The sequence below is a fragment of the Kitasatospora sp. NPDC051705 genome (assembly GCF_044453265.1).
In the GTDB taxonomy this organism is placed as follows: Bacteria; Actinomycetota; Actinomycetes; order Streptomycetales; family Streptomycetaceae; genus Kitasatospora.
Map to the genome: position 1 here is coordinate 1 of NZ_JBITCO010000035.1, position 19,070 is coordinate 19,070.

The 19,070-nt window shown below is 72.0% G+C and carries 12 protein-coding genes; 2 read left to right on the plus strand and 10 right to left on the minus strand.

Annotated features, from left to right (window positions below):
- Positions 1-334: 334 nt before the first annotated feature.
- The 9 genes from ACIA8Q_RS30290 to eccD form a co-directional block, all read right to left on the minus strand.
- Positions 335-2,020, minus strand: coding sequence for a ribonuclease J (locus ACIA8Q_RS30290; RefSeq protein WP_360214390.1), 1,686 nt, complete (start codon positions 2,018-2,020; stop codon positions 335-337).
- Positions 2,021-2,189: 169 nt separating this feature from the next.
- Positions 2,190-3,089, minus strand: coding sequence for a 4-hydroxy-tetrahydrodipicolinate synthase (dapA, locus tag ACIA8Q_RS30295; protein ID WP_360214392.1), 900 nt, complete (start codon positions 3,087-3,089; stop codon positions 2,190-2,192).
- Positions 3,090-3,350: 261 nt separating this feature from the next.
- Complete coding sequence (gene thyX, locus ACIA8Q_RS30300) at positions 3,351-4,082, minus strand: FAD-dependent thymidylate synthase (RefSeq protein WP_360214394.1); 732 nt, start codon at positions 4,080-4,082, stop codon at positions 3,351-3,353.
- Entirely contained in the window at positions 4,079-4,537 is a 459-nt protein-coding gene (locus tag ACIA8Q_RS30305; RefSeq protein WP_360214396.1) for a tetratricopeptide repeat protein, read from the minus strand. Before ACIA8Q_RS30305 ends, thyX begins: the two co-directional genes overlap by 4 nt.
- Before the next feature lie 25 nt (positions 4,538-4,562).
- The gene (dapB, locus tag ACIA8Q_RS30310; RefSeq protein ID WP_360214398.1) at positions 4,563-5,309 is read right to left on the minus strand and encodes a 4-hydroxy-tetrahydrodipicolinate reductase; all 747 of its coding nucleotides are present in this window, start codon (positions 5,307-5,309) and stop codon (positions 4,563-4,565) included.
- A gap of 13 nt (positions 5,310-5,322) precedes the next feature.
- Positions 5,323-6,675, minus strand: coding sequence for a pitrilysin family protein (locus ACIA8Q_RS30315; protein ID WP_360214400.1), 1,353 nt, complete (start codon positions 6,673-6,675; stop codon positions 5,323-5,325).
- Positions 6,676-6,790: 115 nt separating this feature from the next.
- Positions 6,791-8,998 carry a polyribonucleotide nucleotidyltransferase gene (locus tag ACIA8Q_RS30320; RefSeq protein ID WP_360214402.1) on the minus strand — a complete coding sequence of 736 codons (2,208 nt, stop codon included), beginning with the start codon at positions 8,996-8,998 and terminating at the stop codon, positions 6,791-6,793.
- 454 nt (positions 8,999-9,452) lie between these two features.
- Entirely contained in the window at positions 9,453-9,743 is a 291-nt protein-coding gene (gene rpsO, locus ACIA8Q_RS30325) for a 30S ribosomal protein S15 (RefSeq protein ID WP_360214403.1), read from the minus strand.
- Between the two features lie 201 nt (positions 9,744-9,944).
- Positions 9,945-11,402: a type VII secretion integral membrane protein EccD gene (gene eccD / locus ACIA8Q_RS30330; RefSeq protein WP_360214405.1), complete on the minus strand. Its 1,458-nt coding sequence runs from the start codon at positions 11,400-11,402 to the stop codon at positions 9,945-9,947.
- A gap of 473 nt (positions 11,403-11,875) precedes the next feature.
- On the opposite strand from eccD, the gene eccCa reads away from it, so the two are divergent.
- Positions 11,876-15,820: a type VII secretion protein EccCa gene (gene eccCa, locus ACIA8Q_RS30335; protein ID WP_360214407.1), complete on the plus strand. Its 3,945-nt coding sequence runs from the start codon at positions 11,876-11,878 to the stop codon at positions 15,818-15,820.
- 467 nt (positions 15,821-16,287) lie between these two features.
- Entirely contained in the window at positions 16,288-17,691 is a 1,404-nt protein-coding gene (locus ACIA8Q_RS30340; RefSeq protein WP_360214409.1) for an APC family permease, read from the plus strand.
- A 69-nt stretch (positions 17,692-17,760) separates the two neighbouring features.
- Here ACIA8Q_RS30340 and ACIA8Q_RS30345 read toward each other — a convergent pair whose 3' ends face one another.
- Positions 17,761-19,053, minus strand: coding sequence for a hypothetical protein (locus ACIA8Q_RS30345; protein WP_396318009.1), 1,293 nt, complete (start codon positions 19,051-19,053; stop codon positions 17,761-17,763).
- Positions 19,054-19,070: the final 17 nt, after the last annotated feature.

The following is a 19,070-nucleotide window of genomic DNA, read 5'->3' on the forward strand; positions in this document are numbered from 1 at the left end:
TTCGGTCTGCCTTCCAGCAGGCCCTCCGGGCGCTTCGTTCTTTCGTGTTTCCAGCTTATCAGATGTTTTCCGCTCCGTTTTCCCGGAGTTTCATTCACCCGACTGGCTTTTTGCCTTTCGGCGCTCCCGAACTCTACCAGAGTTTTCCGGGCCGTTTTCCGCGGTCATTCCCGAATTCATATTCGAGAACTTCCGGCGGGGCCGTCCCGTGGGGCAACCCGGAGAACATTACGCACCGGGCTGCCCCACGTCAAACCGGGACCGGCCTGGCCCGCTCCTGCGGGGTGGCACCCCTCAGGAGCCGGCCCGGGCCAGGGACCAGGCCCTCACGGCATCAGACCTCGACGACGACCGGGAGGATCATCGGCCGGCGGCGGTAGTTGTCCGCCACCCACTTGCCGATGGTCCGGCGGACCAGCTGCTGGACCTGGCGCGGCTCCAGGACGCCGTCGCTCGCCGAGCGGTCCAGGGCCTCCTGGAGCTTGGCGACGACCGGCGCGAACGCGCTGTCCTCGATGCCGGAACCGCGGGCCTGGATGGTCGGGCCGCCCACGATCTTGCCGTTGGCCGAGTCGACCGCGACGAAGACCGAGATGAAGCCCTCCTCGCCGAGGATTCTGCGGTCCTTCAGCGAGGCCTCGGTGATGTCACCGACCGAGGCACCGTCCACGTAGACGTACCCGGCCTGCACCTTGCCGACGATGCGGGCGACGCCGCTCTCGAGGTCGACGCAGACGCCGTCCTCGGCGATGACCACGCGGTTGCGCGGCACACCGGTGGCGATGCCCAGGTCGGCGGCGGCGCGCAGGTGCCGCCACTCGCCGTGGACGGGCATCAGGTTGCGCGGCTTGCAGATGTTGAAGAAGTACAGCAGCTCGCCGGCCGAGGCGTGGCCCGAGACGTGCACCTTGGCGTTGCCCTTGTGCACGACCTTGGCGCCCCAGCGGGTCAGGCCGTTGATGACCCGGTAGACGGCGTTCTCGTTGCCCGGGATCAGCGAGGAGGCCAGGACGACGGTGTCGCCCTCGACGATGCGGATCTGGTGGTCGCGGTTGGCCATCCGGGACAGCGCGGCCATCGGCTCGCCCTGCGAGCCGGTACAGATCAGCACGACCTCCTTGTCCGGCAGGTCGTCCAGCTGCTTGACGTCGACGACCATGTTGCCGGGGACCTTGAGGTATCCGAGGTCGCGGGCGATGCCCATGTTGCGGACCATCGAGCGGCCGACGAAGGCGACCTTGCGCTTGTACTCGTGCGCGGCGTCCAGCACCTGCTGGATGCGGTGCACGTGGCTGGCGAAGGAGGCGACGATGATGCGCTTGTCGGCGTTGGCGAACACGTTCCGCAGCGCGGCCGAGATGTCCCGCTCGTGCGGGATGAAGCCGGGGACCTCGGCGTTGGTGGAGTCCACCAGCAGCAGGTCCATGCCCTCCTCCGCCAGCTTGGCGAAGGTCGGCAGGTCGGTGAGGCGGCCGTCGAGCGGCAGCTGGTCCATCTTGAAGTCGCCGGTGGCGACGACCATGCCCGCGGGGGTGCGGACCGCGACCGCGAGGGCGTCCGGGATGGAGTGGTTGACCGCGATGAACTCGCAGTCGAAGGGACCGATGCGCTCGCGCTGGCCCTCCTTCACCTCCAGCACGTACGGCCGGATGCGGTGCTCGGCGAGCTTGGCCTCGATCAGGGCGAGGGTCAGCTTCGAGCCGATCAGCGGGATGTCCGGGTTCTCCCGCAGGAGGAACGGTACGGCGCCGATGTGGTCCTCGTGGCCGTGGGTGAGGACGATGCCGTCGATCTTGTCGAGGCGGTCCCGGATGTAGCTGAAGTCCGGGAGGATCAGGTCCACACCGGGCTGCTCGTCCTCGGGGAAGAGGACGCCGCAGTCGACGATCAGGATGCGGTCCCCGTACTCGAAGACCGTCATGTTGCGGCCGATCTCGCCGAGGCCGCCGAGCGGAGTGATGCGGAGGGCGCCCTCCTTCAGGGCGGGGGGCGCGCCGAGTTCGGGATGCGGGTGACTCAAAAGACTCTCCTCACGACGCACGCCATATGTCCAGGGTCCTCCCCTGGAGACATATGGCGTGCGTTCTCAGTGTCGTTTTCCTACCGGGTCTGTGCTCTCGCGCCTTCGGTCCGGTCCAGCGGCGGGCCCGTGAGGGTCCGGCGAGCCGGGGCGCGCACGTCTGTGTCTGCTACAGGTGTACCCCGCCGGCGGCGAGATCCTTCGTCAATTGCGCGATCTCCTCGGGAGTCGCACCGACCAGGGGCAGCCGCAGCGGGCCGGCCGGGAGGCCCTGGAGCCCCAGTGCCGCCTTGGTGAGGATGACGCCCTGCGTGCGGAACATACCGCTGAACACCGGGAGCAGGCTCTGGTGGATCGCAGTGGCCTTGGCCACATCGCCGGACAGGTACGCGTCGATCATCGCACGCAGTTCGCCGGCCACCACGTGCCCGACGACGCTGACCACACCGGCGGCCCCGACGGAGAGCAGCGGCAGGTTGAGGACGTCGTCGCCGGAGTACCAGGCGAGGCCGGAACGGGCGATGGCCCAGGAGGCCGCGCCGAGGTCCCCCTTGGCGTCCTTGTTGGCGACGATCCGCGGGTGCTCGCCGAGGCGGACCAGCGTCTCGTGGGAGAGCGCGACGCCGCTGCGGCCCGGGATGTCGTAGAGCATGACCGGCAGGCCGGTGGCGTCGGCGATGTGCACGGTGTGCCGGTACAGGCCCTCCTGCGGGGGCTTGCTGTAGTACGGGGTGACGACCAGCAGGCCGTGGGCTCCGGCGGCCTCGGCCTGGCGGGCCAGTTCGGCGCTGTGGTGGGTGTCGTTGGTGCCGACGCCCGCGACCACGTGGGCACGGTCCCCGACCGCCTCCACCACGGCGCGGACGAGCTGGGCCTTCTCGGCGTCGCTGGTGGTCGGGGACTCACCGGTGGTGCCGTTGACGACGAGACCGTCGTTGCCGGAGTCGACGAGGTGCGTGGCGAGGCGCTGGGCGCCGTCGAGGTCGAGTCCGCCGTCGGCGGTGAACGGGGTGACCATCGCGGTCAGGACCCGGCCGAAGGGCGTCTGGGGGGTGGAGGTCGGAGCCATGCGTCCAAAGCTACTCGTAGGCGGTGGGGCGGTACCCACACCGGTCCAGGGTTCGGACATCGGGCAGGTGCCGTGAGCGGCCGAAACGGGCGGCGGCCGGACGGGGCCGGGCGGGGGGAACGGCGGAGGGGTGGGATCCCGGTGCTGCCCGCTCGGGGGTTCGGGCAGCACCGGGATCCGTGTTCACGAATGTAGGGAGCGGCCAGAAAAGCCGCAATCCAGACATGCCAGACACTCAGGCCATATGCCCATCGCCCCAGGTCAGGGGGCGACCCGGCCGTGCTTCTCGAAGGCCGCATGGGTGAGCGGCATCAGCCTCGCCCACTCCTGCTCCATCTGCTCGGCGACCATCTCGATCTCGCGCTGCGGGAAGGACGGCACCGCCGAGTTCTCCCGCTTGGTCCGCAGCGACAGGAAGTGCATCAGCGAGCGGGAGTTGCAGGTCGCGTACATCGAGGAGAACAGGCCGACCGGCAGCACCGCGCGGGCCACCTCGCGGGCCACGCCGGCCGCCAGCATCTCCCGGTAGCGGGCGTAGGACTCGCGGTACGCCGCCTCCATCGCCTCCGTGGTGGTGCGGTGCTGCTCCGGGGTGCCCTCGACGAACTCGTAGCGGCCCGGGCGGCCCTGCTGGACGAGCTTGCGCTCCTCCGCCGGGACGTAGAAGACCGGCTGCAGCTCGCGGTAGCGGCCGGACTCCTCGTTGTACGACCAGCCGCTGCGGTGCCGGTGGAACTCGCGGAACACGAAGATCGGCGCACTGATGAAGAAGGTCATCGAGTTGTGCTCGAAGGGCGTGCCGTGCCGGTCCCGCATCAGGAAGTTGATCAGGCCCGCGGACTTCTCCGGGTCCTCCCGCACCGCCTCCAGGGACTGCTCCCCCGCGGTCGAGACCCGGGCCGCCCAGATGACGTCCGAGTCGGCGGCGGCACTGCGGACCAGCTCCACCGTGACGTCGCTGCGGAAGCCGGGGACCGGCGCTTCGTCGCTCACGCGTTGCTCCTTGCGGGATCGGTGCTGTGCAGCCTGATGGCGTGCTGCATGGTCTTGCGGGCCCGCGGGGTGTCACCGGCGTCGGCGTACGCCACCGCGAGGCGGAACCAGACCCGCCAGTCGGCCGGCGAGGCCTCCGCCTCCGTCCGGCGCCGGGCGAACACCGCGTCGGCCGAGGCACGGTCGATCCGCCCGCCCCCGGTGCGCACCAGCTCGTCCACGGGCAGGCCGCCCTCGGCCTCGAGCTGCCGGGCGAGCAGCTCGCTGGCCCGGCCGAAGCGGACGGTCTGGCGCAGGAACCAGACGCCGATCACCGGGATCACGAAGGCGCACACCCCGATGCCGATGCCGAGCGGCTTGCCGGTGGCGACCAGCTGGACGCCCTCCCCCACGCAGATCAGGGCGACCAGCAGCAGCACGCCGGACAGGACGAAGAAGCCGGTACGGGAGGTCATGACGCGCTCCTGGGGATCGGCACGGTCACAGGTCCAGGAAGTGCTCGAGGCCGAAGGTCAGCCCCGGGTGGTCGACGACCTTGCGGACGCCCAGCAGGATGCCCGGCATGAAGCTGCTGTGGTGCAGCGAGTCGTGCCGGATGGTCAGCGTCTCACCGGTGTCGCCGAACATCACCTGCTGGTGCGCGAGCAGGCCGCGCAGCCGGACGGCGTGCACCGGCACCCCGTCCACGTCGGCGCCGCGGGCGCCGGGCAGGCCGTGGGTGGTCGGGTCCTGCTGGGGCGGCCGGCCGGCCTCGGCGCGGGCCGCGGCGATCAGCTGCGCGGTGCGGGTGGCGGTGCCGCTGGGGGCGTCGGCCTTGCGGTCGTGGTGCAGCTCGACCACCTCGACCGACTCGAAGTACCGGGCCGCCGTCTGGGCGAACTTCATGCCGAGGATCGCACCGATGGAGAAGTTCGGCGCGATCAGCAGACCGAGCTCCGGCGCCCCGGCCAGCAGGCCGCGGACGGTGTCGAGCCGCTCGTCGGTCCAGCCGGTCGTGCCGGTGACCACGTGGATGCCGTGGTTCAGGCAGTAGTCGAGGTTGCCCATCACCGAGTCCGGGTGGGTCAGCTCGACGGCGACCTGGGCACCGGCCTCGGTCAGCTCCTGCGGCTTCGACCCGCGGCCGAGGGTGGCGACCAGCTCCATGTCCGGAGCGGCCTCCACCGCCTTGACCGCCTCGGAGCCGATCCGTCCCCGGGCGCCGATCACGGCGACACGCAGCGTCATAGCGGTAGTCCTCTCACACCAGCAGGTCGGCGAGCTTGGCCGCCCGCCTGTCGTTGACCGGGCCGATCAGCGCCAGCGACGGCCGGTACGCGCCCAGCACATCACGGGCCACCTCGTGCACGTCGTCCAGGGTCACGGCCGCGATCCGGCCCAGCATCTCGTCCACCGACAGGTGGTGGCCGTAGCTGAGCTCGGCCTTGCCGATCCGGTTCATCAGCGAGCCGGTGTCCTCCATGCCGAGCACGGTGGAACCGGAGATCTGGCCGATCGCGCGCTGCAGCTCCTCCTCGGTGATGCCCTCGGCGACCACCTTCGCCAGCTCGGCGCGGCAGATCCGCAGCACCTCCTCGACCCGCTTGGGCTGGCAGCCGGCGTAGATGCCGAACAGGCCGCTGTCCGCGTAGGAGGAGGAGTACGAGTACACCGAGTAGGCGAGGCCGCGCTTCTCCCGGACCTCCTGGAACAGCCGGGAGCTCATCCCGCCGCCGAGGGCGGCGTTGAGCACGCCCATCGCCCAGCGGCGCTCGTCGTGCCGGGGCACCCCGGGCACGCCCAGCACCAGGTGGGCCTGCTCGGTGGAGCGGTTGAGCACCTCGACCTTGCCGGCCGTGCGCAGCGCCTTGACGCCGCGGCGGGCCTCGGCGGGGGCCGCCTCCGAGCGGGCCAGCACCGGCGCGAAGGCCTGCTCGACCTGCTTGACGACCTTGCGGTGGTCGAGGTTGCCGGCCGCCGAGACGACCAGGTTCTCGGGCCGGTAGCGGCGGTGGTAGAAGCCGGCGATCTGGTCCCGGGTGAGCGCCTTGATGGTCTCCTGGGTGCCGAGGATCGGGCGGCCGAGCGGGCCGCTGCCGTAGATCACCCTGGCGAAGAGGTCGTGCACGACGTCGCCCGGGTCGTCCTCGGCCATCGCCATCTCCTCGAGGATGACGCCGCGCTCGGCGTCGACGTCCTCGGGGCGGATCAGCGAGCCGGTGAGCATGTCGCAGACCACGTCGATGGCCAGCGGCAGGTCGGTGTCCAGGACCCGGGCGTAGTAGCAGGTGTTCTCCTTCGCGGTGAAGGCGTTCATCTCGCCGCCGACCGCGTCCAGGGCCGCCGAGATGTCCAGCGCGCTGCGCCGCTCGGTGCCCTTGAAGAGCAGGTGCTCCAGGTAGTGGGTGGCGCCGTTGAGCTGCGGGGTCTCGTCCCGCGAGCCGACGCCGACCCAGATGCCGAAGGTCGCGGAGCGCACCGTCGGCAGGGTTTCGGTGACGACCCGCAGGCCGCCGGGGAGGACGGTGCGGCGCACCGTGCCGGCGCCGTCGACGCCCTTGAGCAGGGTCCGGGTGGTGCCGGGGCGCTGCTTCGCCGCCGGGGCCTGAGCCACGGGGGGTACCTCCAGAGGAAACGCGCGCGGGAACGCGCGGACGAACGCGGGGGCAACAGGGTGCGGCCCGCACGCCGGGAGGCGTACGGGCCGCAAGGGGTCAGCTAGCGGCGCTTCACTCGGAAGCGGCCTCGCCGCCCTCCTCGCCCTCGATGACGGGGATCAGGGAGAGCTTGCCGCGCGGGTCGATCTCGGCGATCTCGACCTGCACCTTGGCGCCGACGCCGAGGACGTCCTCGACGTTCTCGACGCGCTTGCCGCCGGCCAGCTTGCGGATCTGCGAGATGTGCAGCAGGCCGTCCTTGCCCGGCATGAGCGAGACGAACGCGCCGAACGTCGTGGTCTTCACCACGGTGCCCAGGTAGCGCTCGCCGACCTCCGGCATGGTCGGGTTGGCGATCTGGTTGATCGTGGTGCGGGCGGCCTCGGCGGCCGGGCCGTCGGCGGCACCGATGTAGATGGTGCCGTCGTCCTCGATCGTGATCTCGGCGCCGGTGTCCTCCTGGATCTGGTTGATCATCTTGCCCTTGGGGCCGATGACCTCGCCGATCTTGTCCACCGGGATCTTGATGGTGATGATGCGCGGCGCGTTCGGGGACATCTCGTCCGGGGAGTCGATGGCCTCGTTCATCACGTCGAGGATGTGCAGGCGGGCGTCGCGGGCCTGCTTCAGCGCGGCGGCGAGCACCGACGCCGGGATGCCGTTGAGCTTGGTGTCCAGCTGCAGGGCGGTGATGAAGTTGCGGGTACCGGCGACCTTGAAGTCCATGTCGCCGTACGCGTCCTCGGCACCCAGGATGTCGGTCAGCGCGACGTAGTGGGTCTCACCGTCGATCTCCTGGGAGATCAGGCCCATGGCGATGCCGGCGACGGCGGCCTTCAGCGGCACACCGGCGTTCAGCAGCGACATGGTGGAGGCGCAGACCGAGCCCATCGAGGTGGACCCGTTGGAGCCGAGCGCCTCGGAGACCTGGCGGATGGCGTACGGGAACTCCTCGCGCGAGGGCAGGACGGGGATGATCGCCCGCTCCGCCAGCGCGCCGTGGCCGATCTCGCGGCGCTTGGGCGAGCCCACGCGGCCGGTCTCGCCGACCGAGTACGGCGGGAAGTTGTAGTTGTGCATGTAGCGGCGGCGCGTCTCCGGGGAGAGCGTGTCCAGCTGCTGCTCCATGCGCAGCATGTTCAGCGTGGTGACGCCCAGGATCTGGGTCTCGCCGCGCTCGAACAGGGCCGAGCCGTGCACGCGCGGGATGGCCTCGACCTCGGCGGCCAGGGTGCGGATGTCGGTGACACCGCGGCCGTCGATGCGGACCTTGTCCTTGATGACGCGCTCGCGGACGATCTTCTTGGTCAGCGCGTTGTAGGCGGCGCTGATCTCCTTCTCGCGGCCCTCGAACTCGGGGAGCAGCTTCTCGGCGGCCAGCGCCTTGACGCGGTCCAGCTCGTTGTTGCGCTCCTGCTTGCCCGGGATGGTCAGGGCCTGGGCGAGCTCGTCCTTGACGGCGGCGGTCAGCGCGGCGAGGACGTCGTCCTGGTAGTCCAGGAAGACCGGGAACTCGCCGGTCGGCTTGGCGGCCTGGGCGGCGAGCTGCGACTGGGCGGCGCAGAGGACCTTGATGAACGGCTTGGCGGCGTCGAGACCGGCCGCGACGACGTCCTCGGTCGGGGCCTCGGCACCGTCGCCGACCAGCTTGATGGTCTTGTCGGTGGCCTCGGCCTCGACCATCATGATCGCGACGTCGCCGTCCGGCAGGACGCGACCGGCGACGACCATGTCGAAGACGGCCGACTCCAGCTCGCTGTGGGTCGGGAAGGCCACCCACTGGCCCTTGATCAGCGCGACGCGGACGCCACCGATCGGGCCGGAGAACGGCAGGCCCGCCAGCTGGGTGGAGGCGGAGGCGGCGTTGATCGCGACCACGTCGTACAGGTGGTCGGGGTTGAGCGCCATCACGGTGACGACGACCTGGACCTCGTTGCGCAGGCCCTTGACGAAGGACGGACGCAGCGGGCGGTCGATCAGGCGGCAGGTGAGGATCGCGTCCTCGGAGGGCCGGCCCTCGCGACGGAAGAACGAGCCGGGGATGCGGCCCGCGGCGTACATCCGCTCCTCGACGTCCACGGTCAGCGGGAAGAAGTCGAAGTGCTCCTTCGGCTGCTTGGACGCGCTGGTGGCCGACAGCACCATGGTGTCGTCGTCCAGGTAGGCCACGGCGGAGCCGGCGGCCTGACGGGCCAGGCGGCCGGTCTCGAAGCGGATGGTACGGGTGCCGAAGGAGCCGTTGTCGATCACGGCCTCGGCGTAGAACACGTTCTCTTCCACCTGGAAGATCTCCTCTTTCGTACGTCTCCGGGAGAGCGTCCCCGCGTACTGCCTGCCGGCCGACCGGGTCCTCCCGTCAGGGAAGCCGGCAGTCGGGCCGGTCTTCGATCGAAGCCTCCGGGGCTCCCCGCTCGTCCGGCGGGGTTTCCGGGGGCCACTACCGAGGACCGGCGCCTCACGGCTGCCGGGCCGGGGCGGGCGGTCCGCGTCTGGACGCTCTCTCGGATGCGGGCGGCTTCCGTTTGAAGCCTTCGGCCCGCGGGGGTTCGGGTCCTTGTGCCCGGGTGGCGCGCTGGTGCGCCATCACCCGGCATGCCCACAACCCTACGGTGCAATCCTCGGGCACCCGGGGAGGTGCGCGCGAGTTGTTATGTCCGGGCGCCGCGGTTCGAACACCGCGGCATACGCGCGAGGGGCGGCTCCCCGGTGTGGGGAGCCGCCCCGAGCGGCGGTCTTAGCGGGCGCCGCCGGCGGCACCACGACGGATGCCCAGGCGGTCGACGAGCGTACGGAAGCGCTCGATGTCCTTCTTGGCCAGGTACTGCAGCAGGCGGCGACGCTGGCCGACCAGGATCAGCAGGCCGCGGCGCGAGTGGTGGTCGTGCTTGTGGGACTTCAGGTGCTCGGTCAGGTCCGAGATGCGACGGGAGAGCATGGCCACCTGGACCTCGGGGGAGCCGGTGTCGCCCTCCTTGGTGCCGAACTCGGCGATGATCTGCTTCTTGACGTCAGAGGCGAGAGCCACTGCAACTCCTTCGGGGTCTACCGAGCGGTCCTGGTCGACAGCACAGGACTCAGTGAGAACTCGGTGTCGTACGAGCGCGGCCGGCGGTCTGCGACCCAAGGGGGCGGACACACGGCTGCGCTCGAAGGCCAAGCGTACCAGTGCCGCCCACGCCACCGGTCGGCGGGCCGGGGCGGGCGGCCGCGGAGGGGTGCGGGCCGGTCAGCCGGTGGCGCCGCGGACCAGCCGGTAGACGTCCAGCACGGCGAGCGCGAGCGGGACCAGCGAGATCAGCGTGAGGCTGTCGACCAGGTCCAGGATGCGCCCCCAGAACGGGGAGACGCCCAGCCGGGGCACCACCAGGGCGATCGCGGTGAGCAGCGCGGCACCGAACGCGATCGAGGCGGCCAGCCAGACGGTGCGCAGGTCGACCTGGGCGGCGCTGGTGGCGCGCAGGACGTACTGCGGGGTGTGCAGGGACAGGCCGACGATCAGCAGGGAGAGGCCGAGCAGCCCGGCGATGGTGAGGCTGAAGACCTGCGCGGTGTAGCGGAACAGCCGGGCGCGCAGCATGGTGGCGATCCCCAGGGCGAGCGCGAGCAGCTCGGGGAAGGTCCGGTCGGTGAAGCCGAGCACCGCGCAGGAGCCGACCACGACCGCGGCGCAGCCGCCGACCAGGCCGACCAGCACCTCGTGGCCGCGGCGGGCCTGGTGGGCGATCCGCTCGTACTGGACGGCCTCGGCGCGCTCCGCCTCCTCGTCGTAGTCGCGGCTGCGGGTGCGCGTCTGGCCGGGGGCGCTGAAGCCGACGGGCAGCCGGGCGAAGCGGGCGGACAGGCCGGGCAGGAAGCCGACGGCGGCCACCGCGGCGACGCCGGTGACGGCGGCGATGTGGCCCGCCGGGGTCTCCGGCAGCAGGACGGCGGCGAAGGTGGCGAGCGCACCGGCGGCGGCGACCAGCGCGGCGGCGACGAACACCGCGTCCTGCTCGGGCAGCAGGCCGACCAGCAGCACGGCGACGACCAGGACGGTGACGCAGCCGGCCAGGAACTGGAGCCGGCCGGGGCCGTCCCACGGGTGGGTGACGGCGATCAGCCCGCTGCCGCCGATCATGGCGTGCGGCAGGGCGCCGAGGCCGAGCGCCAGGGCGGCGTGGGCGTCCTGGTAGACCCGGGCGCGGACGCCGGCCAGTGCGGTGAGGACGACGGCGGTGACGCCGGCCAGGACGCCGGGCAGGCCGTGCATGTCGTGGCGCAGGTCGGAGAACCAGAGCGCGAAGCCCAGCAGGGTGAGCAGGAGCCCGGCGCCGATCAGGCCGAAGGCCCGCATCAGCTCGGCGCTCCAGAACCGGCGGTCGGCCTCGACGGCGCTGGCGATGGCGTCGGCGACGTCGTCGTAGACGGCCGGCGGGAGCGACTCGGCGAAGGGGCGCAGCGCGAGCAGGTCGCCGTCGCGGACCTGCTGGGCGGCGAGCGGCAGGCCGCTGTCGAGGACGGTGCCGTCCCGGCGGACCAGGTAGAAGCCGGTCGGGGCGCCGTCGGGCTGGGACTGGTTGGCCAGCCGGAGCACCTCGGGGTAGACGTCCGCGAGCGGGACGTCCTCGGGCAGGGCGACGTCGATCCGGCGGTCCGGGGCGACGACGGTGACCCGGCAGTAGCCGGTCGCGGCGGCGCTGCTCATGCCCGCCCCCCGCTCCGCCCGGCGGGTGCTCCGACGACGGGCCCGCGCTGCTCGCTCATGCCCGCACCTCGATCCTTCGACGCACTGGGCGCTCCCCCTCGTTGACGGTGCCGCGGCACGGCGGCACTCGGTGTGGCTGCTGCGCGGGCGTCCGGTCGTCCGTGAACGGGCCCGGCCGGGCCGCCGGTTGGCGCGGCGTTACCCTACCGCTCGCTCCGTGCCCGGCGGCGGCGCGGGGCCGGGGCCGGCGGCCGGTGCGGGGCCTGGCGGGGGCGGCGGCGACGACCGTTAGGATCGGCGCCTGCGCACGGTACGGGGCGGCGGGCCCGACCCGGTACCTGCGGTCGGCGGAGCGGGGGCGGCGCCGTGCAGGCGCGTCCTCACCCGTGGTGAAACCCGTACGAGCCGTGCGGGTCCAGTTGCGTGAGGGCTGATGCCGAAGTGATCGATCGACGCCGCGGGGTGGATGACACATGGGTGTGATCACGGTCAAGCGCCCGGCCAGGGCCTATCCGCCGGCGGTGCCGGACGAGCCGGTGGAGCTGGTGAGCCCTCCCGAACTGCCCCGGCAGGGCGGCGAGGACTGGCTGATGAGCATCCTGCCGATGCTCGGCATGGGCGGCTCCGCGGTGTTCTTCTTCGCGCCCGGCGCGGCGGCCCCGATGAAGATCATGGGCGGTCTGATGATCGCCTCGACGGTCGGCATGGTGCTGGCGCAGATCGTGCGGGCCCGCAAGGGCGGCTCGACCGCGCTGGCGGACGAGCGCCGCGACTACCTCAAGTACCTGCAGCAGATGCGCCGCCAGGTGCGCCGCACCGCGGAGCGCCAGCGCGGCGCGCTGCTGTTCCTGAACCCCGCGCCGGACCAGCTGTGGTCGATCGTCGCGGACGGCCGACGGCTCTGGGAACGCCGCACCGGGGACGGCGACTTCGCCCAGATCCGGGTGGGCCTGGGCCCGGTGCAGCTGTCCACGCCGCTGGTGGCCCCGCAGACCGCTCCGATGGACGAGCTGGAGCCGCTGTCCTCGGCCGCCATGCACTCCTTCCTCAAGGCTCACGGCACCCTGCAGGACCTGCCCCTGGCGGTGTCGCTGCGCGCCTTCTACCACATCACCGTCTGCGGGGACGCGGACTCGGTGTACGGCAACGTGCGCGCGATGATCGCCCAGTTGACCACCCTGCACTCCCCCGACGACCTGCTGGTCGCGGTGGCCGCGGCGCCGGGCGCCGCCGAGGAGTGGGAGTGGACCAAGTGGCTCCCGCACAACCAGCACCGCAAGGAGGCCGACGGCGCGGGCTCGCGCCGGCTGGTCGCCACCGACCTGGGCGAGCTGGAGCACCTGCTCCAGGAGGAGCTGGCCGGCCGCCAGCGGTTCGTCCGGGACGCCTCCCCGGTGGCCGACCAGCCGCACCTGGTGGTGGTGATGGACGGTGCCGGGGTGCCGCACGACTCGCTGCTGGCGGGCTCGGAGGGCGTGCAGGGGGTGACCGTCATCGAGGTGGTCCCGGGCGACCTGGACGAGCCGAGCGGGCACCTGATGGTGACGGTCGGCCCGCAGGAGCTGGTGCTGCGCTCGGCCTCCGGGGCGACGTACACCGGCAAGCCGGACCTCCTGTCGGTCTGGCAGTCCGAGGCGCTGGCGCGCCAGTTGGCGCCGTACCGGATCTCGGCCGGCGGTGACGACGAGCCGCTGCTGTCCAACCTGGACTTCACCGACCTGATGAACTCGGGCGACCCGGGCTCCTTCGACGTGACCCGCAGCTGGCGCCCGCGCGCGCAGCACGAGCGGATGCGGGTGCCGATCGGCGTCGGCGCCAACGGCGAGCACGTGTACCTGGACATCAAGGAGGCCGCGCTGGAGGGCATGGGCCCGCACGGCCTGTGCGTCGGCGCGACCGGCTCCGGCAAGTCGGAGCTGCTGCGCACCCTGGTGCTGGCGCTGGCGATGTCGCACTCCTCGGAGATCCTCAACTTCGTCCTCGCCGACTTCAAGGGCGGCGCGACCTTCTCCGGCATGGCCGACATGCCGCACACCTCCGCGGTGATCACCAACCTGGAGGGCGAGCTCACCCTGGTCGACCGCATGCGCGACGCGATCGAGGGCGAGCTGCACCGCCGCCAGGAGCTGCTGCGCTCGGCGGGCAACTACGCCAACATCCACGAGTACGAGCGGGCCCGGGCGGCCGGCGCGGCGCTGGACCCGCTGCCCTCGCTGGTGCTGATCATCGACGAGTTCTCCGAACTGCTCACCGCCAAGCCGGACTTCATCGAGATGTTCATCCAGATCGGCCGGATCGGCCGGTCGCTCGGGGTGCACCTGCTGCTGGCCTCGCAGCGCCTGGAGGAGGGCAAGCTGCGCGGTCTGGACACCTATCTCTCCTACCGGATCGGTCTGCGCACCTTCTCGGCGGCCGAGTCGCGGGCGGCGATCGGGGTGCCGGACGCGTACCACCTGCCGCCGGTGCCCGGCGTCGGGTACCTCAAGTTCGGCGAGGACGTGATGGAGCGGTTCAAGGCCGCGTACGTCTCCGGGCCCTACCGGGCGCCGGGGCAGCAGCGGTCGACCGGCGGGCACCGGGTGAACGCGCGACCGGTGCTGTTCACCGCGGCCCGGGTGGAGCTGCCGGAGCCGGCGGCCGAGCAGGAGGTGCCGCAGACCCCGGAGCAGGACGACGCGCTGGTCGACACCGTGCTCGACGTGTTCGTGCAGCGGATGACGGGCCAGGGCCCGGCCGCGCACCAGGTGTGGCTGCCGCCGCTGGAGGAGGCGCCGAGCATGGACCACCTGCTGCCGCCGCTGCAGGTGGTGCCGGAGCGCGGCCTGACCGCGCCCGGCTTCCCGATGGGCCGGCTGCGGGCGCCGATCGGGATCGTGGACAAGCCCCGGGAGCAGAAGACCGACATCCTGGAGGTGGACTACGCGGGGGCGGCCGGCCACGGCCTGGTGGTGGGCGGCCCGCGCTCGGGCAAGTCGACGGTGGTGCGCACCACCGTCGCCTCGTTCGGGCTCACCCACACCCCGCTGGAGGTGCAGTTCTACCTGCTGGACTTCGGCGCGGGCAGCTTCCGGTCGCTGGCCGGGCTGCCGCACGTCGGCGGGGTCGCCGGGCGCCTGGACGTCGACAAGGTGCGCCGGATGGTCTCCGAGGTGCACGGGGTGCTGAACCGGCGCGAGGAGCTGTTCCGGGCCGCCGGGATCGACACCATCGGGACGTACCGGGCGCGCCGCGCGGCCGGGCAGCTGCCGGACGAGGCGTTCGGCGACGTGTTCCTGGTGATCGACGGCTGGAACACCTTCAAGCAGGAGTTCGAGGTGCTGGAGCCGGTGATCGGCGACATCGCCCAGCGCGGCCTCGGCTACGGCGTCCACCTGATCATCACCGCGGCGCGGTACGCGGAGGTGCGTCCGGCGCTGAAGGACCTGCTGCAGAACCGCACCGAGCTGAAGCTCGGCGACGCGATGGAGTCCGAGGTGGACCGCCGGGTGGCGCAGAACGTGCCGCCGCTGGCCGGGCGCGGCATCACCCCGGAGCGGCTGCACTTCCTCTCCGGCCTGCCGCGGCTGGACGGGGCCTCCACGGTGGACGACCTGCAGGACGGGGTGGCCGGCCTGGTGGCCGCCGTCGACGGGGCCTGGAGCGGGCCGCGCGCCCCGCAGGTCCGGATGCTGCCGGCCGTCCTGGACGGGCACGCGCTCCCGAAGGGCTTCGAGCACCCGGAGCGCGGCGTCGCGTTCGGCGTGGACGAGGCCGAGCTGGCACCGGCCTTCGTGAACTTCGAGACCGATCCGCTGTTCATCGTCTTCGGCGACACCGAGTCCGGGAAGTCGGCGCTGCTGCGGATGCTGGTCAAGCAGATCACCGAGCGGTACACGCCGGACCAGGCGGGCATCGTGGTCGGCGACTACCGCCGCGCGCTGCTGGGCGCCGTCCCGTCGGAGTACCTGGTGGAGTACGCGGCGGCGCAGCCGGCCATGGCGTCCGTCGTGGACATGCTGCGCGGGGCCTGCGCCCGCCGCCTGCCCGGCCCGGACGTGACCGCCGAGCAGCTGCGCAACCGCAGCTGGTACAGCGGCAAGGACATGTTCGTGATCGTGGACGACTACGAGCTGGTCGCGACGAGCTCGGGCAACCCGCTGGCGCCGCTGGCCGAGTTCCTGCCGTTCGCGCGGGACATCGGCCTGCGGGTGATCGTGGCGCGCAGCGCGGGCGGCGCCGGGCGCTCGCTGTACGAGCCGGTGCTGCAGCGGATGCGCGAGCTCGGCGGGCAGGGCGTGATCCTCTCCGGGAACCGGGACGAGGGCGCGCTGCTGGGGGCGGTCCGGCCGATGCCGCTGCCGCCGGGGCGCGGGGTGTTCGTGTCGCGCCGGGCGACCGGCGGGCAGATGGTCCAGACCGGCTGGCTGCCGGTGGCGTGACGGCGGTCCGGCTACGGACGGTGAGCAGAGGGGCCGGACTCCGGGAGTCCGGCCCCTCCGCGTCCCAGGTGCTGAAACGTTACCTAGATCTTTCCGGGCCGGGGCTGCGGTTCCCGCACCCCGGGCGGGGGCCGCCGGACACGTCGGAGGTGCCTGGGCGTACCACTGTCCACCCGGGTCGACGCCTTTGAATATCAGCCTTCAACACTCTGTTCACCTTGGATTCACACGCGATGTGGCCGAGGTAACAAGGCGGACAAACCTCGCAATGACTGAAAGCGATCATCAGATCGCATGTTTATGCCCCGTACTGCAACGGATTCCGAAGCAGTTCCGGCGTTGACGCGATCAATACGCCCAAGGTTCCATTGCGCCCCGGGAGCGACCGACGAAGGACCCGAGCAGCCAGCCAGCGGAGGCGATACCGCTCCCACCCCCAGGACCGCACAGAGCCGATCGGAAGCCAGATGACCGACACGCTTCGCCCGCCACAGACCGTAGCCGCCACGGCGGCCGAGGGCGCCGCTCCCCAGCAGCTCAAGCGCTCGATCGGCGTCGTGGGCGGCACGCTGCTCACGCTGTCGTGCGTCACCCCGGCCTCCACGCTCTTCGTGATCGTGCCGGAGCTCTTCTCCAGCATCGGCAGCGCCACCGCCCTGGCCATCGCCATCGGCACCGTGCTCTGCGTGGCCGTCGCGTTCTGTTACTCCGAGCTCGGCACCCTGATCCCCAGCGCCGGCGGCGAGTACGCGATGGTCGGCACCCTGGCCGGCCGGCTGATGGGCTGGCTGGTCTTCGTGCTGTCGCTGATCGTGGTGATGATCGTCCCCTCGGTCATCGCCCTCGGCACCGCCGACTACCTCGCCCCCGTGCTGCACGTCGACAAGGCCATCACCGGCGCCGCCGTGATGCTCGCCGCCACCCTGGCCGGCCTGCTCGACCTGCGCGCCAACGCCTGGATCACCGGCATCTTCCTGGTCCTGGAGGTCATCGCCGCCGGTGTCGTCTCGGTCCTCGGCTTCGCCCACGCCAACAGCGGCGCCCCCAGCCTGCTGCACGGCGTCGTCAGCGGGGACGACGGCACCGCCACCACGGTGAGCATCGGCGCCGTCGTCGGCGCGCTCGGCATCGCCCTGTTCATCACCCAGGGCTTCTCCACCGCCGTCTACCTCTCCGAGGAGCTGGAGAACCCCCGCCGCAACGTCTCGCGCACCGTGCTCTGGACGCTCGGCATCTCCGCCGCGGTCATCCTCGTCCCGGTCGTCGCCATCACCGTCGGCGCCCCCGACCTGCAGACCCTCACCTCGGGCGACATCTCCGGCATGGTCACCGCCTGGAGCAACTCCGCGGTCGGCACCTTCATCAGCCTCTGCGTCGCGCTGGCCATCATCAACGCCGGCATCGTCATGGTCATCCAGAACTCCCGGGTGCTGTTCGCCTCCGCCCGCGACAAGGCCTGGCCCGAGCCGGTCAACAAGGCCTTCGCCACCCTGGGCCGGTTCGGCTCCCCGTGGATCGCCACCCTGGCCGTCGGCCTCCCCGGCGCCGCGCTCTGCTTCGTCAAGGGCGAGCTGCTGAGCAACATCACCGGTGTCGCCGTCACCGGGATGTACCTGCTGGTCGCGATCGCCGCGCTGCTCTCCCGCCGCGCCCACCACAAGCACGCCCCCGCCTGGCGGATGCCGCTGTGGCCGGCCGTCCCGGTGGTGCTGATCGCCGTCCTGGTCTACGTGATGACCCAGCTCGACGCCGAGCCCCTGCTGTGGACCGGCGGCATCACCGCCGTCGCCACCCTCTACTGGCTGTTCTACCTGCGCCCCCGGCAGGACACCCGCTGGGTGATCAGCCTCCCCGAGGACCAGCAGTCCTGACCCCCACCTCCCCCACCCCCCACGGCAGTGCCCCGGGCTCCCCCGCCCGGGGCACTGCCGTGTCCGGCACTACTTCTTGAGCTTCCAGACCGCCGCGGTGGCGATCGCCTTCAGCTGGTCGTCGCTCAGCGCCGCGGTGCTGCGGGTCGCCTTGGTCCGCTGGCTGCCGCTGTTGTACGCGGCGACCACCACCCGCAGGCCGTCCGCGTGCAGGGTGTCGACGATCCAGCCCGCCGGGTTGCCGGCCTGCTTGCGGACGACCACCTTGGTGCCGTCCGGCTGGGGCGCGACGCCGTCGAAGATCTCCCCGGCCGGGCTCTTGCCGCCGCTCCAGTCCTGCACGTTGATCTCCACCAGGGACTCGCCCCTGCCGTCGTCGACCACGAAGTTCGCGTAGCCCGGCTGGCCGCCGGTCTTCGCCTCGGTCAGCCCGGCGGGCAGCAGCTTCGCGGCGATCGCGAGGATCTCCTCCTGGCCGTACTCGTGGCTGGTGTCCCGCGGCTTGACCGGCGCGGGCACCGGGATCGCGGCGATCACCCGGTCCCAGGACGCGTCGGTGACGACCGCCTTGAGCTGCTCGGCCGACAGCGGGGGCTGCGGGCGGCTGTCCGGCGAGCCCTTCTCCGCCGGGGAGTTCCACTCGGACAGTTCGATCTGGCGGCCGTCCGCGCCGGTCAGCTTGGCGTTCCACCACTTGGTGGTGGCCCGCTTGTCCGGGTACTCGTAGCCCTGCAGCACCGTCAGCGTGCCGCCGCCGGGCAGCGTGGTGGTGGTGCAGGCGTCGTACGGGACGAGCTTCCCGTCCGGGCAGGTGTTCTCCGCCCGGCCCGGGTCGCCCTCCCCCAGGCGGCCCAGCGAGATGCCCATCGCGGACCTGCCCCTGCCGTCGTCGAAGACCAGCGAGGCGCCGGCGGCGACGCCGCCTCCCCACGGCTTGCCGTCGGCGGGCTCGGTGCCGGTGCCCCGCCCGTCGGTGACCTGCCCCTTGGGCAGCAGGGCCTGGAAGGCGGCCAGCACCTCGTCGCCGCCGACCGGCTTGACCGCCGGGGAGGCGGCGGAGGTCGCGGGCGCGGAGGGGGCCACCGAGGGGGTACCGGAACCGCTGCCGGCCGCCGGGCTCGGGGCGGCGGCCGCGCGCACCGGCGCCGGGCCGGCGGAGCCGGTGAGGTACAGCGTGCCGGTGCCCACCAGGGCCAGCGCGGCCGCGCCGCCCAGCACCGCGGCGGTGGAGCGCCGGCGCCAGCGGCTCCGGCCGCGCCGGTAGCCCCCCGCGACCAGGTCGGCCGGCTCGGTGCGGAAGCCCTCACCGGTGCGGGTCATGGCGTAGAGAAGATCGTCCTCGAACTCTTCGGGTCGGGACATGCGTGGTCACCGTCTCC